Source organism: Rathayibacter sp. AY1D5, from assembly GCF_002932515.1.
Taxonomy (GTDB): domain Bacteria; phylum Actinomycetota; class Actinomycetes; order Actinomycetales; family Microbacteriaceae; genus Rathayibacter.
The window spans coordinates 1-20037 of sequence record NZ_PSVU01000060.1; the positions used below are offsets into that span (position 1 = coordinate 1).

Below are 20037 nucleotides of genomic sequence, written 5' to 3' on the forward strand. Positions count from 1 at the left end.
GGTCGACCGGCGGCGGCGATGACCCGTCGATGGTCCACTGGGACGACTCGCTCCTCGCCGGATCGAACTCGGAGCGGTACTCCGGCACCTCCGCGGTGACGTCCGGCGACGGCGGCACCGACTCGTCCGGCGGGGTGCACCGCTGGGAGGGCGACGACTCCGGGCGGGGCCGCATCCCCAACGCCAACGACTCGGTGCACGGCTCCTACGGCGACCTGCGGGCGATCGACGACTGGGCCTACGGCTCGGACGGTGCGGTCGCGGTCGCACGCCTCGATCCGCTCGCGCCGCACGTGACCATCGCGAAGACCTCGTCGGTCGACTCCGCCACTCCGCTGCTCCGCGGCACCCGCGTGCCCTACCGGGTGACGCTGACCTCGGACGGGACCGGGGACTACTCCGACGCCGCCGTCATCGATTACCTCGACAAGGGCGTGCTCGACGACGCCGAGCTCGACGCCGACTCCCTCCGCGCCTCGCAGGGCACGGCCACGATCGACGCGGAGACGGGCCGCATCTCCTGGGCGGCCGGCAGCCTGCCGGTCGGGGCGACGGCCGAGCTGACCTTCGACGTGATCGTGACCGGCGAGGGGGACCGCGCGCTGACGAACACGGCCTGCCTCGCCGATGCGCCCTTCGCTCCCGCCTCGTCCGGCACGGGGACCGACGCGAACCCCTGCGCCACCGTCCCGCACGACATCGGCGAGGGGTCGCTCCAGATCCGGAAGGCCGCGTCCCAGGCGAGCGCCGAGCACGGCGGCACGGCGGGCTTCGACATCGTCGTGGCGAACACCGGAACGGTCGACGCCACGGACGTGACCGTGACCGACGTCCCGACGCTCGACCACCTGCTCGAGGCGACCATCGAGAACGGCGCCGGAGGAACGCAGCCGGCCACGGAGCCCGTCACGGGTCTCGACATCCCCGCCGGCGGTCAGGTGTCGCTGCACGTCAGCGGCCGGGTCGCCGACGGGTACGACGCCGCGACCCTGCCCAACCGCGTCTCGATCACCCACCAGCCCGAGGGCTTCGACCCGCCGACGGTCGAGAACGCCTGCGCTGACGATGCGACGTCGTCCTGCGCCGAGATCCCGGTGCCGCCCGTCGAGGGAAGGCTCTCCATCGAGAAGACGGCGATCGGGAATCAGGTCGACCACGGCGGGCGTGCCGGGTTCCGGATCGTGGTCGCCAACGAGGGGGCTCGGCCGGCGGACGGGGTGACCCTCACCGACGTCCCCGAGCTCGCGCACCTGAGCGACGTCACGATCTCCCGGGACGGCGGCCCGGCGTCGTCCGACCTGACTGTCGAGAACCTGTCTCTGGCCCCGGGAGCGTCGACGACGTTCACCGTGACCGGACGGGTCGCCGACGGCGTGGACGCGTGGACCATCCCCAACCGGGCGCGCCTGACCGAGGTCCCGGAGGGCTTCGATCCGACGACCGTCCTGCACCCGTGCGCGGACGACGGTGGAGCCAGCTGCGCCCAGGTGGCGGTGCCTCCGGTCGGACTCGTGCCGACGGTCCTCGCCTCGACGGGAGCGGCGGCCGGGCCCCTCGCGGCCGGAGCCGGCGCTCTGCTCCTGGCCGGCGGCGCCCTGATGGCGCTGCGCCGTCGCTCGACCCGCACCTCGTGAACCGGAGCCCGGGCCGCTGCAGCGCGGCCCGGGCTCCCGGACCCTCTCCTCGAAAGGCACTACTGCATGACCGAGCACGGCCTCCCGTACCGCATCACCGAGCGCTTCCCTCTCCCCGATGGACGCGTCGGCGTCAGCACCTGGTGGTCCGCCGACCCGGAGCAGCTGGAGCAGCAGCTCCGCACGCGTTCCGGGCATCCGCATCCCGAGAGGGAGCCGGTCCGGAGACTGCACCTCGCGACCGCGACGATCGTGCTGATCGAGGAGCGGACCGCGGGAGGCTTCCGCCCGGTGGACCCCCACCTCCGGGCCCGCACCGATCCGCGCTGGCGCCGGGCTCTCCTGCGGTCGCGCAGGTCGGCCCGGCTCCGACGGGTCATCGGTCCGCGGGACCTGCCGAGGACGGATCCGCCGGTCGAGGTGTCACGGCACGTCGATCCGACACGTCGAGTGTGAAGGAGGCGGGCGGAGAGCTCGGCACCTGATGCGCGGTGAGGGTCTCCCCGCAAGGACGCCGTCAGGTCAGGCGGCTTCCTCGAGGTCGTCCTCGACTGCGACGGGCGCGTCGACCGGGGCGCACGGGGGAGCCGACTCGGCTGGGGATGCCGAGGCCGCGATGCGCGAGCGCTCGAGCCCGGCGAGGAGCACGGCGAAGGCCTCCTCGAGCTCGGCGGTGTCGCGGAGCAGGACGCGCTCACCGCTCGTCGGGTCGAGGCGGACCGTCCGATAGGCCGGGCGGGGGAGGTCGGAGACCAGGGTGATGATGCCGAGGACGCCGCCGCTGCGGCGGGCGCGCGCGGTCCAGCGGTTGGCGTGGGTGCGGAGAAGGATCATGACCGGGGCCGTCCTCGGTGACGTGGTGCAGGAGCGGGGGGAGGGGGGTGTCGCTGGCGGTGCGGGGATCCTCTCGAAGCTTGCTGCACGAAGGGCCTCCGCTTCCTGTGCTTGACAGCAGAGCCGAGCAGCGGTCACCGGCGCCGGGCGGCCGCCGCGGCGTGCAGGGCCCGCAGGAACTCGGGGACGACCGGGTTCCCGGTGTCGCGGGCGAGCACACCGATCTCACGGCTCGCGCCCGGATCGTCGATCGGGATCTCGCGGACGTCGTCGTCGACCGAGGACGGGCTCGGCGGCAGGATCGTGATTCCGAGGCCGGCTGCCGCGAGTCCCCGGGCGGCGCGGTAGTCGCCGACCTCGAACGCCGGCACGGGGTCGCGGCCGTCCACGGCGAGCAGGCGCCGGGCCGACTCGTGGAGGCCGTAGCCGGGCGCCAGCATGATCAGGTCGAGGCCGCGGAGGTCCTCTACCGTGACCGAGCGCCGCGAGGCCAGCGGATGACGGGGGTCCACGACCGCGAGGAGAGGCTCCGAGTAGAGGGTCGTCGTGGTGGTTCCGGGGAGATCGGGCGGATCCGCAACGATCGCCAGCTCGGACTCGCCCTCCGCCACGGCCCTCAGGCAGAGGGCGCGGGAGCCGTGACGGAGCCCGAAGCCGACCTGCGGCCAGCGGCGGCGGAACCGGCGGATCACATCCGGCACGAAGCTCTCCCCGAGGAGCGTCTGGAAGGCGAGGTCGATCCGGCCGTGCTCCACGTCGCCCGCCTGCCGCACCTCCGCGAGCCCGGCGCGGATCACCGACATGCCGTCCTGAGCGGCCTCGGCGAGACGGGTCCCCGCCTCCGTCAGCACCACCCCACGGCCCTCCCGGCGGACCAGGGGAGTGCCGACCAGGGCGGACAGCCGGGCGAGCGACCGGCTCGCGGTCGGCTGCGGGATCCCGAGCTCGGCGGCCGCCGCCGTGACGCTCCCGGTCTGGGCGACCGCGACGAGCAGGGGCAGGAGGCGGAGGGTCGCGGGCCAGTCGTCGGACACGCCACCACCCTAGATCCGGACATGACCAGAACGCATGAACAGTACGAGAAAGGGCATTAGTCATGCACCCGCAGGCGGTCTACCGTCGGAACCATGAGCACCGCCGCACGCACCCGACCGATGCGCGCAGCGGCCCCCTTCTCGCAGCGGCGGCTGACCATCGCCCTCCTCGCCGCCGGAGTCGCGACCTTCGCCGAGCTCTACGCCGTGCAGAGCGTCCTCCCGCAGCTCGCGCGGGAATGGGCCCTCGCCCCGTCCGACGCCGCGCTCACCGTCTCGGCCGCGACCCTCGGACTGGCGCTCTCGGTGCTGCCGTGGGCCTCGGTGGCCGAGCGCATCGGACGGCTCGAATCCATGCGGATCGCGGTCCTCACGTCGGTGGTCCTGGCGCTGCTCGCCTGCGTCGCCCCGACCTTCGAGCTCCTCCTCGTCCTGCGCTTCCTCGGGGGAGCGGCACTGGGTGCCGTCCCGGCCCTCGCCGTCGCGGCGATCCACGACCGGGTCGGAGGCGCCGGAGCGACGGCCGCCGCGACGGCGTACGTCTCCGGGACCACGATCGGCGGTGCCGCCGGACGCCTGCTCGCCGGACCGCTCGCGGCGGCGCTCGGATGGCGCGGAGCCCTGCTCGTCGTGACGGCCGTCTGCGCAGCGGCGGCGATCGTCTTCGCCGTGCTCGCGCCCCGGGGCGGCGGCACGCGCGAGACTGCTCCCGGCGGCTGGCGAGCGAAGACGGCGCAGGTGCTCCGCGATCCGATGCTCGTCGCGATCGCGCTGCAGACGTTCCTCGCGGTCGGCGTGTTCGTCGCGGTCTACAACTACCTGGCGTTCCGGCTCGAGGCGCCGCCGTTCGCGCTGGCGCCCGCGCTCGTCTCCCTCCTCTTCGCCGCCTATCTCGCGGGAACCCTCTCCTCCCGGCTCGCGGGGAGATGGGGGCCGCGGATCGGTCCCCGCCTCGTCATGCGGATCGGCGTCGCCCTGATGATCGTCGGACTGCTGGTGATGCTCGCCGAGAACGTCGCAGTGGTGATCGCGGGACTCCTCGTCTTCACGGCCGGCTTCTTCGCCCTGCACGCGACCGGCGCCGCCTGGACGGGAGCGCGGGCGGTTCCGGCACTCCGAGGGCACGCCGGTGCGGTCTACACGATCGCCTTCTACGCGGGCTCGGCCGCCGGCGGCTGGCTCCTCGGCCTGGCCGTCGGAGCCGGTGGCTGGCCGGCGCTGACGGCGGTGACGATCGGCCTGCTGCTGGTCGGAGCGGGGATCGTCAGCCTCCCGTCGCGCACCACCGCGGCCGGGCGCTGAACCCCCGCCTCCGCCGACCGCACCCCGAGCTCCGCCCGGCACCTCCCCGCAGCGGGCGAGGTGCGACATGATGGCCCGACTGCACGAAGCGGGGGACGGCATGGCGCGGAGCACCGGAGCGAACGGCTCCCCACGAGAGAGCGGCGGGACGGACGAGGGCGGCACCGACCCGCGCTACCACGCGGGCTTCCAGCGCGGCTACGACGGACGCGAGGCCGAGCGGCGCGGCAGCGGCGAGGAGCGCCTCCGCTCCCCGTTCCTGTCGGGCGGGACCTCGGGCATCGGGCGATCGGCCGGCCGGCGAGGTGGCGGGTCCGCTCCCGATCAGGAGGACGTGCGATCGGTCGACGGCCCGACGGGCTCCCGAGTCTCCGGCCGACTCACCGCTCCTGAGCGCGCGAGAGCGGCGGTGCGGGCCGTCCCGACACCCGCGGAGCCGACCGCGCCCCGAGCCGCGGAGCCGACTGTCCCACTCCCGACCGAGCCGACCGTCCCGCTCCCCACCGAACCCGACTCCGCTCCCGGCGACGCGGCACCCGACTCCGGTGACCGTCACGACGCGCCCGACGCCGACCCCCGCCCCGCTGTCTCCACTCGCCGCATCGCCGGAACCCTGGCGGTCGTCGGCGCCGTGAGCGTCCTCGTCGGACTCCTCGCCCTCTGGAACAGCTCCCACAGCTGGTACGACTACTCGCCGTCGCAGAGCGCCTTCGGGCCCGAGCAGTACCTCCGCGTGCTCAGCGACAACGCGATCGGACCGTTCCTCACCGTCGGCCTGATCGCCCTCGGCCTGGCGGTCGTGGTCCCGCTGCTGAGGGCTCCCCGCCGATGACGCGGGTCCGCCTGCTCTGGGCCGCCGCGATCGCGGTGACCGTCGTCCTCTGGGCCGCAGTGCTCGCGCTCCCGGTCGTGGTCCTCCTGCTGCCGAACCAGTACCAGGGCGACTCGATCACGGTCCCGCCGGAGCTCTACGTGCGGCAGGCGCTCGCGATGGTCGCGCCGCCGCTGCAGACCGCCGCCCTGGTGATGCTGGGGGCGCTGATCGTCGTCGCGGTGGCTCGGCGCGCGCCCGCGAAGGCCCGTGCGAGGGAGGCGGCGAGCGGCTGGGACGACGCCGTGCTCCTCGACCCGGACGGCCGCGAGCAGCACGGGACGGGCCCCGCAGGCCGCTGAGCAGACGCTGCTGCGTCGGAATCCACCCGCTGCTCCCCGGTCAGAAGCCGCTGCTCCCCGGTCGGAAGCCACTCCTCCGGACGCACCCGCCCCTCACGCCGGCAGCAGCTGGAACCGCTCCCGCGCCACTCCGCCGGCGACGAGGTCCGCGAGCAGCTCGCCCAGGACCGGACCGAACGTGAAGCCGTGCCCCGAGAACCCGGTCGCCAGAGTCACGCGGCCCACGCGGTCGAGCACGAAGTCCTCGTCGGGCGTGCTGTCGTAGAGGCAGCTGATCGGAGTGGCGCTCGCCGCGTCCACGCCCGGAATCCACTCCGCGACGTAGCCGACGAGGCGGGCGAGCGCTCCGGGCTCGGGCTCGAAGGTGCGCTCGTCCGGATCGACGACGACTCCGGTGCTGTGCTCGCCCACCTTCACCCCGACTCCGGGCGTCGCGAGCCCGTAGACGACGGGCAGGCCGGCGCGGTGGTGGGCGAAGCTCGGCCACGAGTCGAGGGGCAGGTCCGTCGCGAAGTGCGCGGGCTGCTCCTGCGTGACGCGCAGCGGAGGGAGGCGTCGGCCGGCCGCGCGGACGAGGCCGTCCACGAGCGGCGGCGTCCAGGATCCGCCGGCCACGACGACCGCGTCGGCGTCGAGGGCGCCATCGGTGGTCAGCACGCGCACGTCGTCGGCGCGCTCCTCGATGCCCAGCACCCGCGTCTGCGTCCGGAGGACGGCGCTGCGTCCGAGGGCGGAGTCGAGCATCGCGTCGATCGCGGCCACCGCGTCGAGGCGTCCGCCCTCGGGGTGCAGCAGGACGTCGGTCTCGAAGCGGAGTCCCGGCCAGCGCCGCTGCGCCTCGTCCGCCTCGATCCGCACCACGGGGATCCCGTCGCGCAGGAGGACAGCCTCGACGGCGGCCAGCACGGCGGGGTCGCCGTGGTCGATCGCGCCGACCGGGTGCAGCAGGCGGCGGCCGGTCTCAGCCTCCAGCCGTGCCCAGGCGCGCCCGGCCCGTCCGGTGAGGGCGCGGTAGTCGTCCTCGAGGTAGCCGCGGCGGAAGATGCGCGTCGCGCCGTGGGACGAGCCGCGGTCGTGACCCCGCTCGAACTGCTCGACGAGCACCACGCGATCGCCGCGCTCGGTGAGGGCGCGGGCTGTCGCCGCTCCGACCAGGCCGGCTCCGACGACGACGACCTCACGGGTCACGGGGTCTCCCGGGAGGCGCGGCGCACGCCGAGCAGGACCACCAGACGGAGGAACCCGACGAGTCCCATGCCGATCAATGCGGCGATCAGCATCAGCACGGCGACACCGGCCACCCAGGTCGTGTCGCCGGTCACCGACTGCGCCGCGAACTCGGTGCAGAACAGCGCCAGCCCCGCGTAGCTCAGGATGAGGACGGTGATCGTCCCGGGGCGGCGGAGGCGCTGCGCGGGCGTCCGCCAGAGGGCGGGCGGCTCGAGCCAGCGGCGCAGCAGCCGGATCACGAGGGTGCCGACGAGGCCGAGGAAGCCGGCCGCGATCAGGATGATGCCCGCGCCGCCGAGCCCCGACGCCTCGACGCCGGCCAGCTCGAGGGCGATCCCGATCGCGACGCCGACGGCTCCGGCGCCCCCCGCGATCATGGCCGCCCACACTCCGAAGCCGCCGCGGAGGACGCTCTCGCGCTCGGGACGTGACGGGTCGGCGTCCATCGGACGCTGCTGGCGCGGGCGGATCGGCGCGGGGGGAGCCGACGCAGGCGCTGCTGCCGGAGAGGTCGCGGCCTCGGACACGCCCCAGACCGGAGCGGCGTCCGGCGTCCGCGACTCGATCACGTTCTCGCGCACCGGCACGTAGCGCAGCGGCGCGTCGATCCGCACCTGCGGCCGCCCGCGCACGACGATGGTCGCCCCCAGGTCGGCCCCGCGCTCCAGCGCGACGGGTCCGAGGAGGAGCCCGACCGCCGGATCGATCCGCCACGCGTCCGACCGGGGAGCCGACCCGTACCACTCCGCCGACACGGCCCCGCCGAGATCGACCGAGATCGGCCGCCCGTCGCTGTAGCTCGTCACCGGCACGAGCGAGCGGCCGGAGTTGCGCACCCGCGCGCCCACCCGCCACCAGTCGTCCCCGGCGTGCGTCAGCCGCACCTCGACGTCGACCAGCGACGCCGGCACCGCCCGCCGCCGTCCGATGACCACCGCGACGACCGCGAGCCCGGCGATGACCAGCCCGCCGAGCAGGCCGACCACTCCGATGAAGATCTCCATGGGAGCAGTCAAGCAGGCGCGGGTCGACGGCGCGGGCGCGACGAGGTGGCCTCCGGGAGGCTCGAGCCCGGTCGTCGACGCTGTCGCTCCGCGCGGCCGCCCCGTTCCCGACGCTCCACCCGACCGTCGAGCCCGGAGCGGGTCACTCCGCATACTGAGGAGGCGCGTCGCGTCGACCGCATCGCGGGTCTCATCGCAGGAGGGTCGATCATGCGCCACTGGCCTACCTTCCCCGTGCGCCGGCGCCCTCGTCGACGGGCCGGTGCGATCCTCGCTCTGCTGGGAGCTGCGGCGCTCGCCGTCGCCGCCGTCGCGCTGTCGGACACGGCGGGAGGAGGCGGACCGGAGGCGGTGTCCTCCTCGGCCGGTGCTTCTGCGGCGTCGAGCAGTCCCGCTGCTCCCGCGCCGAGCAGCCCCTCGGGGGACGTCGAGCCGTCCGCTCCGGAAACGGGGCCGTCCGCTCCGTCCCTCGCGACGCTGGCCGCTCTCCCCGCGGTCGAAGGCCCCGCCGCCGTCCCCTACGACCGCGACCTCTTCGGACAGGCGTGGTCGGACGTCGACCGCAACGGCTGCGACACCCGCAACGACGTCCTCGGCCGTGACCTGCTCGCCCCCGTGTTCAAGCCCGGCACCCGCGACTGCAAGGTCCTCACCGGCACCCTGATCGACCCCTACGACGGCACCTCGGTCGCCTTCGTCTCCGGGACCGACACCTCCCGCCTCGTGCAGATCGACCACGTCGTCGCCCTCGGCTGGGCGTGGCACCACGGCGCCTGGTCGTGGACGGACGACCAGCGCTTCGCCTTCGCGAACGACCCCGCGAACCTCGTCGCCGCCTCCGAGCAGACGAACCGCGCGAAGAGCGACGCCGGCCCGGGGGAGTGGCTGCCACCGGCCGCGGAGCTGCGCTGCGGGTACGTGGAGCAGTTCGTGGCGGTGCTCAGCGAGTACGGGCTCGGGATCGGCGCCCGGGACCGGGCGGCGTCGGAGGCGGTGCTGGCGGGGTGCCGGTATTGAGGGGGAGAACCTCTTTCCTCTGATGGAGGGTCGTCCCGACGCCGCAACAGCGGCCGGCGTGACCGCATTAGCGTCCTTCAACTCTGCGATAGTGAGTAATGGTCTCTTCTGTGACCTCTCTTCTGGGACGCATGCGGCACAAAGTTCAGCACTTAGGCAATATGAGTAACTCTGTCGCTAACACGAGTACATCTCGACAGAACGTGCTCCGAGCATTCCTAGTCTCGCGAGATGCCTCCCGTTACTCCCGCCACACTCTCACTTGAACTGGGCGTTTCTCAGCGTCGAATCCGAAGCCTCCTCCGCTCCTCCTACGGAACTCTTCCGGCTGAGGAATCTCGGTGGGATCTGACCGAAGCGCAGGCGGAGGCTGTCCGCTCCCGTCTGCTTCGACGAGACACCACCGAGCGTCGGTTCACCTTGGAAGTGGGCGACCAGGTCCTCCGGCGTGATATTCACCGCGCCTACGGAGGGCAGCAGCAGCAGGGGATCGTGACGCCGCGAGCGCTCCGTGAAATCTTCATCTTCACCGATCCGGCGAAGGGAGCTCGATACGGCTACGACCGGTTCGAGGGACTTCGCGAGGACGGGTCTTACTCCTACACGGGAGAAGGGCAGGTCGGTGACCAAGTTTTTCTTCGCGGCAACAGGGCTCTCCGGGACGCGGCGCAGGATGGGCGGGTGCTTCGGCTCTTCACGGTGCAGGGAACGAGCGTGACCTACATCGGTGCCTTCACGACAGGGACTCCGACCTACCGGTGGGAGATCATCCCGGACACCGAAGGGACGCAGCGACGCGGCATCATCTTCACTCTCCTGCCGCTCGCGGCGGACATCACTCGGCTGCCGACCTATGGTGGCATGCAGGAGCCCGCTGCCTCGCTCGGCGACTGGACGCCTCCCGAGCACTCCGACATAGTCATCGCGGGTGCGGATGTCAGCCCTCTCGATGACCGGGTCGTCTCCCGAATCGAGTTCGAGCTGCAGTCCGACTTTGGGCTCTGGCTGACCGAGAACGGCACGCCGCCCAGTCGTCTGACCCTCCCGGTCGGCAGCTCACGGGTCGAGCCGGACTTGTACGTCCGATCGAGCGGCTGGATCGTCGAAGCCAAGAAGTCGACCGCCCGGTCCTTCGTCCGCATGGCCATCGGGCAGGTGCTCGACTATGCGCATCTTGCGCAGCGCGAGGGCTACGCGGCAGTCCCCGTCATCCTGCTTCCCGGTCGCCCGGAAGAGGACATGCTGGATCTCATCCGCAGCCTCTCGATCATCACAGCGTTCAGGTCTGACGAGGGCTTCGACCTCATCGATCCGTAGAGGAAAGAAGCCGAACGGCCGGCAGATCGGGGTGGGCCCACTCCAGTCCGGGGAGTTCGCTCGGAAGGAGCCAGAGGAGTTGGTCGTGGTCGGTGCTCTCCGTGGGGCGTGGGCCACGAACCACGGCTCGGAAGCAGTGCAACCGAATGGTGAGAGCGCCGACCTCCGTTTCATCTGACGTCAGCTTGGGGCCGACCTCGATCTCCACGCTCAGCTCCTCGCGGATCTCCCTCGCGAGGGCGACTTCAGCCGTTTCGCCAGGTTCTCTCTTGCCGCCGGGAAATTCCCAGAGCCCGCCCGCCGCCTTGTCCGCCCGCCGACGGCAGGCAAGAATACGGCCGCGATCGCTGATGACCGCCGCAACGACGTCGAGAGTGTCCACGTGTCCATCATGCCGACACCGGTGCAACAACCGCCCGTACGCGATGGCCGAGCGCACGCCCCCCCTCTTTGACGCCCCACCCACCCCCGTGTTAGCGTCGCTCCCGGACATGTGACTGGTCGTGCAGGCAGGATCCGACGAAACGCGCAAGCAGCGTCGTCGGGTCCTTTTTTTGTGCCCGGACGCCTCCTGACGCTCCGCCGGAGCACCGATGACGGTGCCGGAGGGGGCGGGGACGGCGACGGACGGCCGGGCAGCACAGCGCAGGGAAGCGCGCGTCCCCACACACCCGGAGGAGTACCGATGAGTACCCAGGAGAGCGCGAAGGCGATCCTCGAGCACGTCGGCGGCGCCGCCAACGTGGCGAAGCTGCAGCACTGCTCGACCCGTCTGCGGTTCGCGCTGGCGGACGACGCGAAGGCCGACGTCGAGGCGTTGAAGGCGGTGCCCGGCGTGATCGGCGTCGTCACAGGCCCGCAGACGCAGGTCATCGTCGGCAGCGGCGTCAGCGAGATGTACGCGGCGGTCGAGAAGCTGCGCGGCGGCACCACCGCATCCGCGGAGCAGGCGAAGCAGCCGCGGTCCCTCAAGCGCCTCGGCGCGACGATCATGGACTTCGTGGTCAGCGTCTTCACGCCGATCATCCCGGCCATCGCGGGCGCCGGCATCTTCAAGTCGTTCCTCGTCCTCGCCTCGGCGCTGGGCTGGCTCGACCCGGCCTCCGACAACTTCAAGCTGCTGTCCGCCATCCCGGACGCGGTGTTCGGCTTCCTGCCGTTGCTCGTCGCGTACACGAGCGCGAAGAAGCTGGACGTGAACCGGCCGCTCGCGCTCGGGCTCGTCGGCGTCCTGGTCTTCCCGGCGTTCACGACGCTGCTCAACCAGGAGGGCGGCGTCGCGCTCTTCGGCATCCCGGTGCCGGTCATCGCCTACAACGCCCAGGTGTTCCCGGCGATCCTGGCCGTGCTGCTGCTCTCGGTCGTCGAGCGCTTCTTCACGAAGCACTCGTGGGGCCCGATCCGCACGTTCTACGTGCCGCTGATGTGCCTCGTGATCGTCGCTCCGGCCACGATCTTCCTGCTCGGCCCCCTCGGCTACTGGCTCGGCTCCATGCTCACCGGCGCGATGATCGGCCTCTACGGGGCGCTCGGCTGGGTGGCCGTCGCGCTGCTGGCCGGCGTGCTCCCGCTGATCATCTCGGTCGGCATGCACAAGGCCTTCATCCCGCCGACCATCGCGACGATGGCCAGCGCGGGCAAGGACACCTTCTACCTCGCCTCCTCGCTCGCCCACAACGCGGCGGAGGCCGGCTCCAGTCTCGCGATCGCCCTGCGCACCAAGAGCGCGACCCTCCGCGCCACCGCCTTCTCGGGCGGCCTCTCGGCCCTCTTCGGGATCACCGAGCCGGCGCTCTACGGCGTCACGCTGCAGAACAAGCGCGCCCTCGTCTCCGTCATCACGGGCAGCGTCGTCGGAGGCGCCTACATCGGCGCCACGCAGGTCGCCGCGTTCGCGCTGGTCAGCCCCGGCGTCGCGAGCATCTCGATGTTCATCGACGGGCTGAACCCCTGGAACCTGCTCAACGCCGTGATCGGCCTGCTGATCTCGGTCGCCGTCTCGTTCGTCGTCTCCTTCGTCATCTGGCGCGACGACGCCTCCGCCAGCGTCCAGGCGCTCGGCGACGTGGCGGCCGCCGCCGGGAGCCCGCTCGCGCTGCAGGCGCCGCTCACCGGCTCCGTCATCCCCCTCTCGGAGGTGCCGGACCCCGTGTTCTCGGCCGGCGTGCTCGGCGAGGGGCTGGCGATCCGCCCCACCGACGGAGCCGTCCGGGCGCCGTTCGCGGGCGAGGTCATCGCGCTGCTCTCCTCTCGCCACGCCGTGGGGCTCCGCCGCGCGGACGGCGTCGAGGTGCTCATCCACGTCGGCATCGACACGGTGCAGCTGGACGGCGCGCCGTTCGAGGCGCACGTCGCGGTCGGCGACCGGGTCGAGGCCGGGCAGCTGCTCCTCACCGCCGACCTGGCCGCGATCACCGCGGCCGGCTACGACACCACGACCCCGGTGCTCGTGACCAACTCCGCCGAGTACACCGTGCTCGTCGAGGCCGCCGAGCGGATCACCGCCGGCGACCGGATCATGACCGTGACGCAGAGAGAGAAGGAGCTCGCCGATGGCGCTTCCTGACGGATTCCGATGGGGCGGCGCCCTCGCCGCCAACCAGGTCGAGGGCGCGTGGCGCGAGGGCGGGCGCGGCCCGGCGGTCAGCGACGTCGCCTCCTACAAGCCGAAGGCGGACCCGAAGGAGTACGCGATCCACCACCGCAACACGGTGGAGAGCATCACGGCGGCGATGGCCGACGACGACACCGAGTACTACCCCAAGCGCCGCGGCATCGACTTCTACCACCGCTACCCCGGCGACCTCGCGCTGTTCGCCGAGATGGGCTTCACCACCCTCCGCGTCTCGATCGCCTGGACCCGCCTCTACCCGACGGGGGAGGAGGCGGAGCCGCTCGAGGAGGGCATCGCCTACTACCTCGCCCTCTTCACCGAGATGCGGCGCCTCGGGATAGAGCCGCTGGTCACGCTCTCGCACTACGACCCGCCGCTCGCGCTCGCGCTGAAGCACAACGGCTGGGTCGACCGCCGCACGATCGGGCTGTTCGAGCGCTTCGCCCGGACCTGCTTCGAGCGCTTCGGCCACCTCGTCGACATGTGGCTGACCTTCAACGAGATCGACGGCATCATCCGCCACCCGTTCACCTCGGGCGGGATCATCGAGGAGACCGTCGAGGGCAGCGTGGAGCAGGCCTGCTACACGGCCCTGCACCACCAGTTCGTCGCCTCCGCCTCGGTCACGAGGACGCTGAAGGAGCTGTGGCCCGAGTCGCGGATGGGCTGCATGCTCACGATGCTGACCACCTACCCCAACACCTGCCACCCCGACGACGTCGCGGCGACGCAGGCGAAGGAGCGGATGCTCTACCTCTGCACCGACGTCCAGGCGGGCGGCGCCTACCCGCGCCTGGCGCTGCGGGCGCTCGAGAGCCGCGGAGTCGAGATCCCGTTCGAGGCGGGCGACGTCGAGCTGCTGCGCGAGCACCCCGTCGACTTCATCTCGTTCAGCTACTACATGTCGATGACGGAGTCCGTGCGCCCCGACGCCGAGCGCACCCCCGGCAACACGGTCCTCGGCGTCAAGAACCCGTTCCTCGAGTCGAGCGAGTGGGGCTGGCAGATCGACCCCGTCGGGCTGCGGATCTCGCTGATCGACCTCTACGACCGCTACGGCAAGCCGCTGTTCATCGTCGAGAACGGGCTCGGGATGCGCGACGAGCTGACCGAGGACGGCCGGGTCCACGACCCGTACCGGATCGACTACTTCCGCGCGCACTTCGAGCAGATGATCCAGGCGGTGGACGAGGGCGTGGAGCTGCTCGGCTACGTGAGCTGGGCGCCGATCGACCTGATCAGCGCCTCCAGCTCGCAGATCTCGAAGCGCTACGGGTTCGTCTACGTCGACATGGACGACCTCGGCCACGGCAGCACCGAGCGCTACCGGAAGGACTCGTTCTTCTGGTACCAGAAGGTCATCGCCTCCAACGGCGCGGATCTGGGATGATCCTCCTCTGCCCGGAGGCGCCGTCCGGCTCTCCGGGCAGAGGCCCCGCCACCCCCACCCCAGCCCTGACGCGGCCGTCGACGGAGACACGCATGCAGACCATCAAGAAGGTGCTCAACTCGAGCGTCGTCCTCGTCGTCGACGAGCGCGGCGTCGAGCGCGTGCTCCTGGGCAGGGGGATCGGCTTCGGAGCGAAGGCCGGCGAGGCGATCGAGTCCTCGAGCGTCGACCAGGTGTTCGTGGCGCTGGACGACTCGGATCAGCGCAACCTCGTCGAGCTCCTGGCGCAGATCCCGCCGGAGTTCGTCGAGCTCACCCGCGCGGTCGTCGCCGACGCGGAGGAGCAGGGGCTGAAGCTCGACCCCCACGTGTACCTCGCGCTCACCGACCACCTGCACTTCGCGGTGGAGCGGCAGCGGCGCGGGCTCTCGGTCGCCAACCGGCTGGCCTGGGAGATGCGGACGGTCTACCCCGTGCAGTACGCGGTGGGGGAGCGGGCGGTCGAGCGGATGCGCGAGCGCCTGGACGTGGAGCTGCCCGCCGACGAGGCCGCGAACGTCGCGTTCCACCTCGCCAACGCGGAGCTCGGCAAGGTCGGGATCGACTCGCTCCGGATCGTGCAGCTCATCCGCTCGGTGACCGCGATCATCCAGCACTCCAGCGGAGCCGCGCTCGACCGCGACGACCTCCGCTCCGCCCGCTTCGTGGCGCACCTGCAGTACTTCGCCGAGCGCTTCTTCTCGGGCGGCCTGCTCGAGAGCGAGGACGACTTCCTCTTCACCAGCCTCAGCGCCCGCTACCCGCGCGCGATCGCCTCCGCCGAGCGGGTCCGCTCCTTCGTGGCGGCCGAGTACCAGGCCGCCCTGCCCAACGAGGAGGTCGCCTTCCTGGCCCTCCACATCGCGCGCGCCGCTCCGGAGTAGCGCGCTGACCCCGGAGAACCGCATGCACCGCGCCACCCCCGCCCGCCCGACGACGCCCGCGAGCGAGCGCCCGTGAGCGGCACGATCCACCTCGTCCGCCACGCCGAGACCCTCTTCAACGTCGCCGGCCAGCTGCAGGGCTGGTGCGACTCGCCCCTGACCGAGCGCGGCGAGCGCCAGGCGGCGGCCCTCGGCGAGCGGATGCGCGAGGTGCCGCTCGTCGCGGCGTTCACGAGCGACCTCACCCGCACCCGCACCACGGCGGCGGCGGCGCTCGCCGGGCACCCGTCGCTCGAGGCCGAGCCGATGGTCGAGCTCCGCGAGTGGCACTTCGGCGCCTTCGAGGGGCAGCCGAACGCCTCGCTCTGGGAGCCGGTGTTCGCCGATCACGGCTACTCCTACGTGCCCTCCTCCGCCGACTGGCCGCGGATGACCGACGCCGGTCTCGACTCGGTGCTCGACGCGATCCACCGCCACGACCCCTCCGGCCGGGCCGACAGCGGTGCCACCGTGCGCGCCCGCGTGGAGGCCGCGATCGCGCGGTTCGCGCCGGCGGCGGAGCACGGGGACGTGCTGGTCGTGACGCACGGAGCGGTGCTCGGGAGCATCCTCCGTGCGCTCGACCCCGCGCACCGGCCGCAGCGGGGCTACCCGAACTGCGCGGTCGTGTCGGTGACGGACGGCGTCATCGGCGAGGTCGACGGGAGCTGCGCGACGGCCTGACCCCGCCCCTCCTCCTCCACGGACGCCCCTGTGCGCTCCGGTCGCCGACCGGACGAGCACGGGGGCGTCCGTCGTGCTCGGGACGCAGGCGGCCCGCACCCGGGCCGCCCCCGGACCTGCACGCGCGGCCGCCTCGGGACCTGCACGTCCGGTGATGCGGGACCTGCACTTTCGGCCACCTCGGCGCTGTACCGAAGTACAGGAGCCCCTCGCGAGAGCGTCCGTAGCGTCTGAGGAGTCAAGAGAAACGACTTCGAGGAGATGACATGCGAGGGCTTCAGCTCAGCGGCGTGAGCCGTGCATTCGGCGGCCACCGGGTCCTGCACGACGTGGACCTGTCCGTGGGCCGCGGCGAGATCGTCGGCTTCATCGGCGGCAACGGCGCCGGCAAGACCACGACGATGCGGCTGATCCTGGGCCTGCTCACCCCCGACACGGGGACCATCACCTGGGACGGCGCGCCGATCACCGCCGAGGACCGCCGCTCGATCGGCTACATGCCGGAGGAGCGCGGCCTCTACCCGCAGATGCGGGTCCGCGAGCAGGTGATCCACTTCGCTCTGCTCGAGGGGCACGACGCCCGGGGAGCCCGTGAGACCGCCGAGGAGGTGATCGACGCGCTGGGCCTGGCCGAGCGGGCCGACACGCTGGTGCAGGACCTCTCGCTCGGCAACCAGCAGCGCGTGCAGCTGGCCGTGTCCCTGGTGGGCGATCCGTCGCTCCTGGTGCTGGACGAGCCCTTCTCGGGGCTCGACCCGGTCGCCGTGGAGACGATGGCCGGCCTGATCCGGCAGCAGTCCGCCCGCGGCGTCGGCGTGCTCTTCTCCTCCCACCAGCTCGACCTGGTCGAGCGCCTCTGCGACACCGTCTGCGTGCTCGACTCCGGCCGTGTGACCGCGAGCGGAGCGGTGGCCGAGCTGCAGGACGACGGCCGCAGCCGCTGGCAGCTGCAGTTCTCCCGCCCCCTGGACGACCGGCTCGTCGCCGAGCTCGGCGTCACACCGGGACTGTCGGCCGAGCCGGTCCCCGGTGAGCCGGAGTCGCTGCTCGTCTCGATCGAGGGCAGCGGCCGGGACGTCCCCGAGCAGGTGCTCGCGACCCTCACCCGCCACGGCGGCCTCCGGAGCATCCGCACCGCGCAGCGCTCGCTGACCGAGCTGCTGTCCGAGCGGCTCACCGCCGCCTCCACCCCTGCGGCCGAGCGCCGCCTCGAGATCCAAGGAGCAGGACGATGACCACCACGCACCCCCGCGCCGCCCACGCCCGGACCGCCGAGAGCTCCGCTCCTCCGACGCCGGCCCGGGGAGCCGCGACGATCGTCCGCCGCGAGATCCTGACCCGCACCGGGAACCGCACGATCCTCACCGCGACCCTCGCGCTGGCCGCGATCGCCGGCCTCGGCGCCGGGATCGGCGGCTGGTTCCTGGTCGACGCGACGAGGGAGGCGGGGACCGTGATCCTCGACACCCGGATCCTGTTCGCGACCGCGATGATCAGCGCCCTGCTCGCCGCGATGGTCTACTCCTCGTCGAGTCTGGCCTCGGGGGTGGTCGAGGAGAAGTCGTCCCGGATCGTCGAGATCCTGCTGACGAAGATCGGCGTCGCCCCGCTGCTCGCCGGGAAGATGATCGGCGTCGGCCTGGTGACCCTGGCCCAGCTGCTCGTGATCGGCGGCGCCGTCGTCGGCGGGTTCAGCGTGGTCGGCGGGTGGTCGGTCCTCGAGATCGAGCTCGGCCCGAGCCTGGTCTGGTTCCTCGTCTGGTTCCTGCAGGGCTACGTGCTCTTCGCGCTCCTCAGCACCCTGCTCGCCTCGACCGTGTCGAGGCAGGAGGACCTGGGCACCGCCGCCATGCCGCTCTCCGTCGTGCAGATGGCGCTGCTGATCATCGCGCTCTACGTGGTGCCGGCGAACCTCGACGAGGCCTGGGTGCACGCGCTCTCCTTCGTCCCCCTCTTCTCCTCCTACCTGATGCCGATGCGCTTCGGCCTCGACTCGGTCGGCACCCCCGAGATGGTGATCGCCGCAGTCGTCGCCGCGATCACGGTGCCGCTGCTGTTCCGCCTGGTCGTCCGCGTCTACCGCAACAACGCGCTCCGCACCGGCTCCCGCGTCTCGCTCCGCGCCTCCCTCAAGGCCGCCGACGCCTCCTAGGCCCGGCTCCCGATATCCACCACCACCACCCCTCGGAAGGACACCACCATGACCACCTCGCGCACCGCCTCGACCCGCCCCTCGCCCCTCAAGAAGCTGCTCGTCAACACCGCCCTCCTCGTCGGGGGAGCGGGCGGCGCCTACCTCGTCGTCACCTACCTCTTCTGATCCGCTCGACCGACCGAAGGACACGATCGTGACTCTCCTCGCGACTCCCGGGCTCCGCCCCGCGACCCCCGGGCACCGCCCCGCGGATCCGGCGGCCCTCCGGGCGGCGGCCTCGACCGAGCGGCTGCTCGGCGGCGGACGCCACCGCGTCGCCGCGATCGACCGCCCCGCCTTCGCCGGCCGGAACGCGTCGTGGACGATGACCCTCGACGACGGCGCCCGCGTCTTCGTCAAGCACGTCTCGCCCCGGACGGCGGGCCCCGCGGCCTTCCGCCGCTCCAGGGACTTCGCCGGCTTCGCCGCCCGGAGCCCCGAGCACGCCCCGGCCGGACCCCGCCTGCTGGCGGCCGACGAGGACGACTCCCTGCTGGTGTTCGAGCACTGCCCCGGCACCAGCCTGGCCCTCCTGCTCGTGGAGGAGCGCGTCCCCGCGGACTTCCCCGAACAGGCCGGCCGGCTCCTGGCCCGGCTGCACGCCGGCCCGGTGGCGGGCCTCACCGCGACCTCGCACCCCAGCCCTCCCGTCGAGATGCTGCGCGTCGGCATCCCGCACACCCGCTACGTCGACCTCACCCTCGCCGAGCTCGCCTTCTGGGGCGACCTGCAGCACGACGAGCAGCTCGTCTCGGCCACGGAGGATCTCCGCGAGTGGGAGAGCGGCAACCGCACGGCTCCGATCCACGGCGACCTCCGCCTCGACCAGTTCCACCTCCGCGACGGGCGCCTCCAGCTGCTCGACTGGGAGGAGTTCGGGATCGGGGATCCGGCCCGCGACCTCGGCACGCTGGCGGGGGAGTGGATCCACCGCGCGGTGCTCGACACCGTGACCACCCGGGAGGGCGCCTCCGCTCCTCCCCTCGCCTTCGACACCGCGGCCGCGGACGCCCGCATCGCGGAGCGGATGGCGGCACTGGTCCCGAGGATCCGGCGGATGTGGCTCGCCTACGCCGCCGAGACCGCCGGCGCGGACGACGCCCTCGCCGTCCGCGCCACCGCCCACCTGGGCTGGCACCTCGTCGACCGCACCCTCGCCCGGGCCTCGATGGTCTCCCGCCTCCCCGGGATCGAGCGGGCCGCCGCCGGCATCGGCCGCCGCGTCCTGCTCGCCCCCTCCGCCTACTCCACCGCCCTCGGATTCGACAGGAGCCCGCGATGACCGCCCTCACCACCCGCTCCGTCCTCGACGAGGCCGTGATCAGCGTCGACGCCGCCCGGCTGCGGGCCGAGGTCGACGGGACCGTGATCGAGGCCACCGGGCCGATCGAGCTGCGGGCCCGACTCGCCGCCACCCTCTACACCCACCTGCACCTCCGGAACCCGCTGCTCGGCGGGACCGCCGGAGGCGACGGCCAGGACCTCGCCCCCCGGCTGATCGACGCGATCCCGCACCGCACGGTCCTGCAGCCCGCTCCCTCCGGGGTGCTCGGCTCCGCCACTGTGCAGGGGGAGGAGCGCCGGGTCGTCGAGCTGGGCCGCGTCCGGGTCCTCGTGCCCGAGGTCGATCTCGTCCGCTCCGCCGACG

The 20037-nt window shown here is 72.6% G+C and carries 19 protein-coding genes and 1 pseudogene; 15 read left to right on the forward strand and 5 right to left on the reverse strand.

Features of this window, described 5'->3' with window-relative positions:
• Together C5C82_RS14975 and C5C82_RS14980 are read left to right on the forward strand one after the other, a co-directional pair.
• Window positions 1-1634 (forward strand): DUF11 domain-containing protein (locus tag C5C82_RS14975; protein WP_219814852.1); only part of this gene is annotated, 1634 nt, incomplete at its 5' end.
• A 66-nt stretch (window positions 1635-1700) separates the two neighbouring features.
• The gene (locus tag C5C82_RS14980) at window positions 1701-2090 is read left to right on the forward strand and encodes a hypothetical protein (RefSeq protein ID WP_104355298.1); all 390 of its coding nucleotides are present in this window, start codon (window positions 1701-1703) and stop codon (window positions 2088-2090) included.
• Window positions 2091-2156: 66 nt separating this feature from the next.
• On the opposite strand, the gene C5C82_RS14985 is transcribed toward C5C82_RS14980, so the two are convergent.
• Together C5C82_RS14985 and C5C82_RS14990 are read right to left on the reverse strand one after the other, a co-directional pair.
• Window positions 2157-2468, reverse strand: coding sequence for a hypothetical protein (locus C5C82_RS14985; RefSeq protein ID WP_104261625.1), 312 nt, complete (start codon window positions 2466-2468; stop codon window positions 2157-2159).
• A 134-nt stretch (window positions 2469-2602) separates the two neighbouring features.
• Complete coding sequence (locus C5C82_RS14990; RefSeq protein WP_104355299.1) at window positions 2603-3502, reverse strand: LysR family transcriptional regulator; 900 nt, start codon at window positions 3500-3502, stop codon at window positions 2603-2605.
• 93 nt (window positions 3503-3595) lie between these two features.
• On the opposite strand from C5C82_RS14990, the gene C5C82_RS14995 reads away from it, so the two are divergent.
• From C5C82_RS14995 to C5C82_RS15010, 3 genes are all read left to right on the forward strand, one after another.
• Entirely contained in the window at window positions 3596-4804 is a 1209-nt protein-coding gene (locus C5C82_RS14995; RefSeq protein WP_104266674.1) for an MFS transporter, read from the forward strand.
• A gap of 67 nt (window positions 4805-4871) precedes the next feature.
• Window positions 4872-5636 carry a hypothetical protein gene (locus tag C5C82_RS17360; protein WP_146086005.1) on the forward strand — a complete coding sequence of 255 codons (765 nt, stop codon included), beginning with the start codon at window positions 4872-4874 and terminating at the stop codon, window positions 5634-5636.
• Window positions 5633-5977 (forward strand): hypothetical protein, encoded by a 345-nt coding sequence (locus C5C82_RS15010; protein WP_104291729.1) that lies wholly within the window; start codon window positions 5633-5635, stop codon window positions 5975-5977. Before C5C82_RS17360 ends, C5C82_RS15010 begins: the two co-directional genes overlap by 4 nt.
• A gap of 93 nt (window positions 5978-6070) precedes the next feature.
• Here the strand turns inward: C5C82_RS15010 and C5C82_RS15015 are convergent, their stop codons facing one another.
• Window positions 6071-7165: an FAD-dependent oxidoreductase gene (locus C5C82_RS15015; protein WP_104326313.1), complete on the reverse strand. Its 1095-nt coding sequence runs from the start codon at window positions 7163-7165 to the stop codon at window positions 6071-6073.
• Entirely contained in the window at window positions 7162-8211 is a 1050-nt protein-coding gene (locus C5C82_RS15020) for a hypothetical protein (RefSeq protein WP_104355300.1), read from the reverse strand. Before C5C82_RS15020 ends, C5C82_RS15015 begins: the two co-directional genes overlap by 4 nt.
• A gap of 210 nt (window positions 8212-8421) precedes the next feature.
• Here C5C82_RS15020 and C5C82_RS15025 point away from each other — a divergent pair, with 210 nt between their 5' ends.
• Together C5C82_RS15025 and C5C82_RS15030 are read left to right on the forward strand one after the other, a co-directional pair.
• Window positions 8422-9228 (forward strand): HNH endonuclease family protein, encoded by an 807-nt coding sequence (locus tag C5C82_RS15025; RefSeq protein WP_104291727.1) that lies wholly within the window; start codon window positions 8422-8424, stop codon window positions 9226-9228.
• A 426-nt stretch (window positions 9229-9654) separates the two neighbouring features.
• A complete protein-coding gene (locus C5C82_RS15030; protein ID WP_258065471.1) occupies window positions 9655-10545 on the forward strand; it encodes a hypothetical protein in 891 nt (296 codons plus the stop codon).
• Here the strand turns inward: C5C82_RS15030 and C5C82_RS15035 are convergent.
• Entirely contained in the window at window positions 10532-10927 is a 396-nt protein-coding gene (locus tag C5C82_RS15035) for a (deoxy)nucleoside triphosphate pyrophosphohydrolase (protein WP_104326295.1), read from the reverse strand. The two genes, C5C82_RS15030 and C5C82_RS15035, sit on opposite strands and share 14 nt — an antisense overlap.
• Window positions 10928-11230: 303 nt before the next feature.
• Between C5C82_RS15035 and C5C82_RS15040 the strand changes: the two genes are divergently transcribed.
• The 8 genes and pseudogenes from C5C82_RS15040 to C5C82_RS15075 form a co-directional block, all read left to right on the forward strand.
• Window positions 11231-13111, forward strand: coding sequence for a beta-glucoside-specific PTS transporter subunit IIABC (locus C5C82_RS15040; protein ID WP_104225132.1), 1881 nt, complete (start codon window positions 11231-11233; stop codon window positions 13109-13111).
• Window positions 13098-14549, forward strand: a complete 1452-nt coding sequence (locus C5C82_RS15045) for a glycoside hydrolase family 1 protein (protein ID WP_104291724.1) — start codon at window positions 13098-13100, stop codon at window positions 14547-14549. Before C5C82_RS15040 ends, C5C82_RS15045 begins: the two co-directional genes overlap by 14 nt.
• A 92-nt stretch (window positions 14550-14641) precedes the next feature.
• Window positions 14642-15472 carry a PRD domain-containing protein gene (locus C5C82_RS15050; protein WP_104257111.1) on the forward strand — a complete coding sequence of 277 codons (831 nt, stop codon included), beginning with the start codon at window positions 14642-14644 and terminating at the stop codon, window positions 15470-15472.
• A 72-nt stretch (window positions 15473-15544) separates the two neighbouring features.
• Window positions 15545-16195, forward strand: coding sequence for a histidine phosphatase family protein (locus C5C82_RS15055; protein WP_104246978.1), 651 nt, complete (start codon window positions 15545-15547; stop codon window positions 16193-16195).
• A gap of 290 nt (window positions 16196-16485) precedes the next feature.
• Window positions 16486-17430 carry an ABC transporter ATP-binding protein gene (locus C5C82_RS15060; protein WP_258063731.1) on the forward strand — a complete coding sequence of 315 codons (945 nt, stop codon included), beginning with the start codon at window positions 16486-16488 and terminating at the stop codon, window positions 17428-17430.
• On the forward strand, window positions 17427-18347 hold the full coding sequence (locus C5C82_RS15065) for an ABC transporter permease (protein WP_104257113.1): 921 nt from the start codon (window positions 17427-17429) through the stop codon (window positions 18345-18347). Before C5C82_RS15060 ends, C5C82_RS15065 begins: the two co-directional genes overlap by 4 nt.
• Before the next feature lie 196 nt (window positions 18348-18543).
• Window positions 18544-19671, forward strand: a complete 1128-nt coding sequence (gene lxmK, locus C5C82_RS15070; RefSeq protein ID WP_258059357.1) for a class V lanthionine synthetase subunit LxmK — start codon at window positions 18544-18546, stop codon at window positions 19669-19671.
• Window positions 19668-20037 (forward strand): annotated as a pseudogene (locus tag C5C82_RS15075) (hypothetical protein); the annotation flags it as partial. The gene lxmK and the pseudogene C5C82_RS15075, both read left to right, overlap by 4 nt.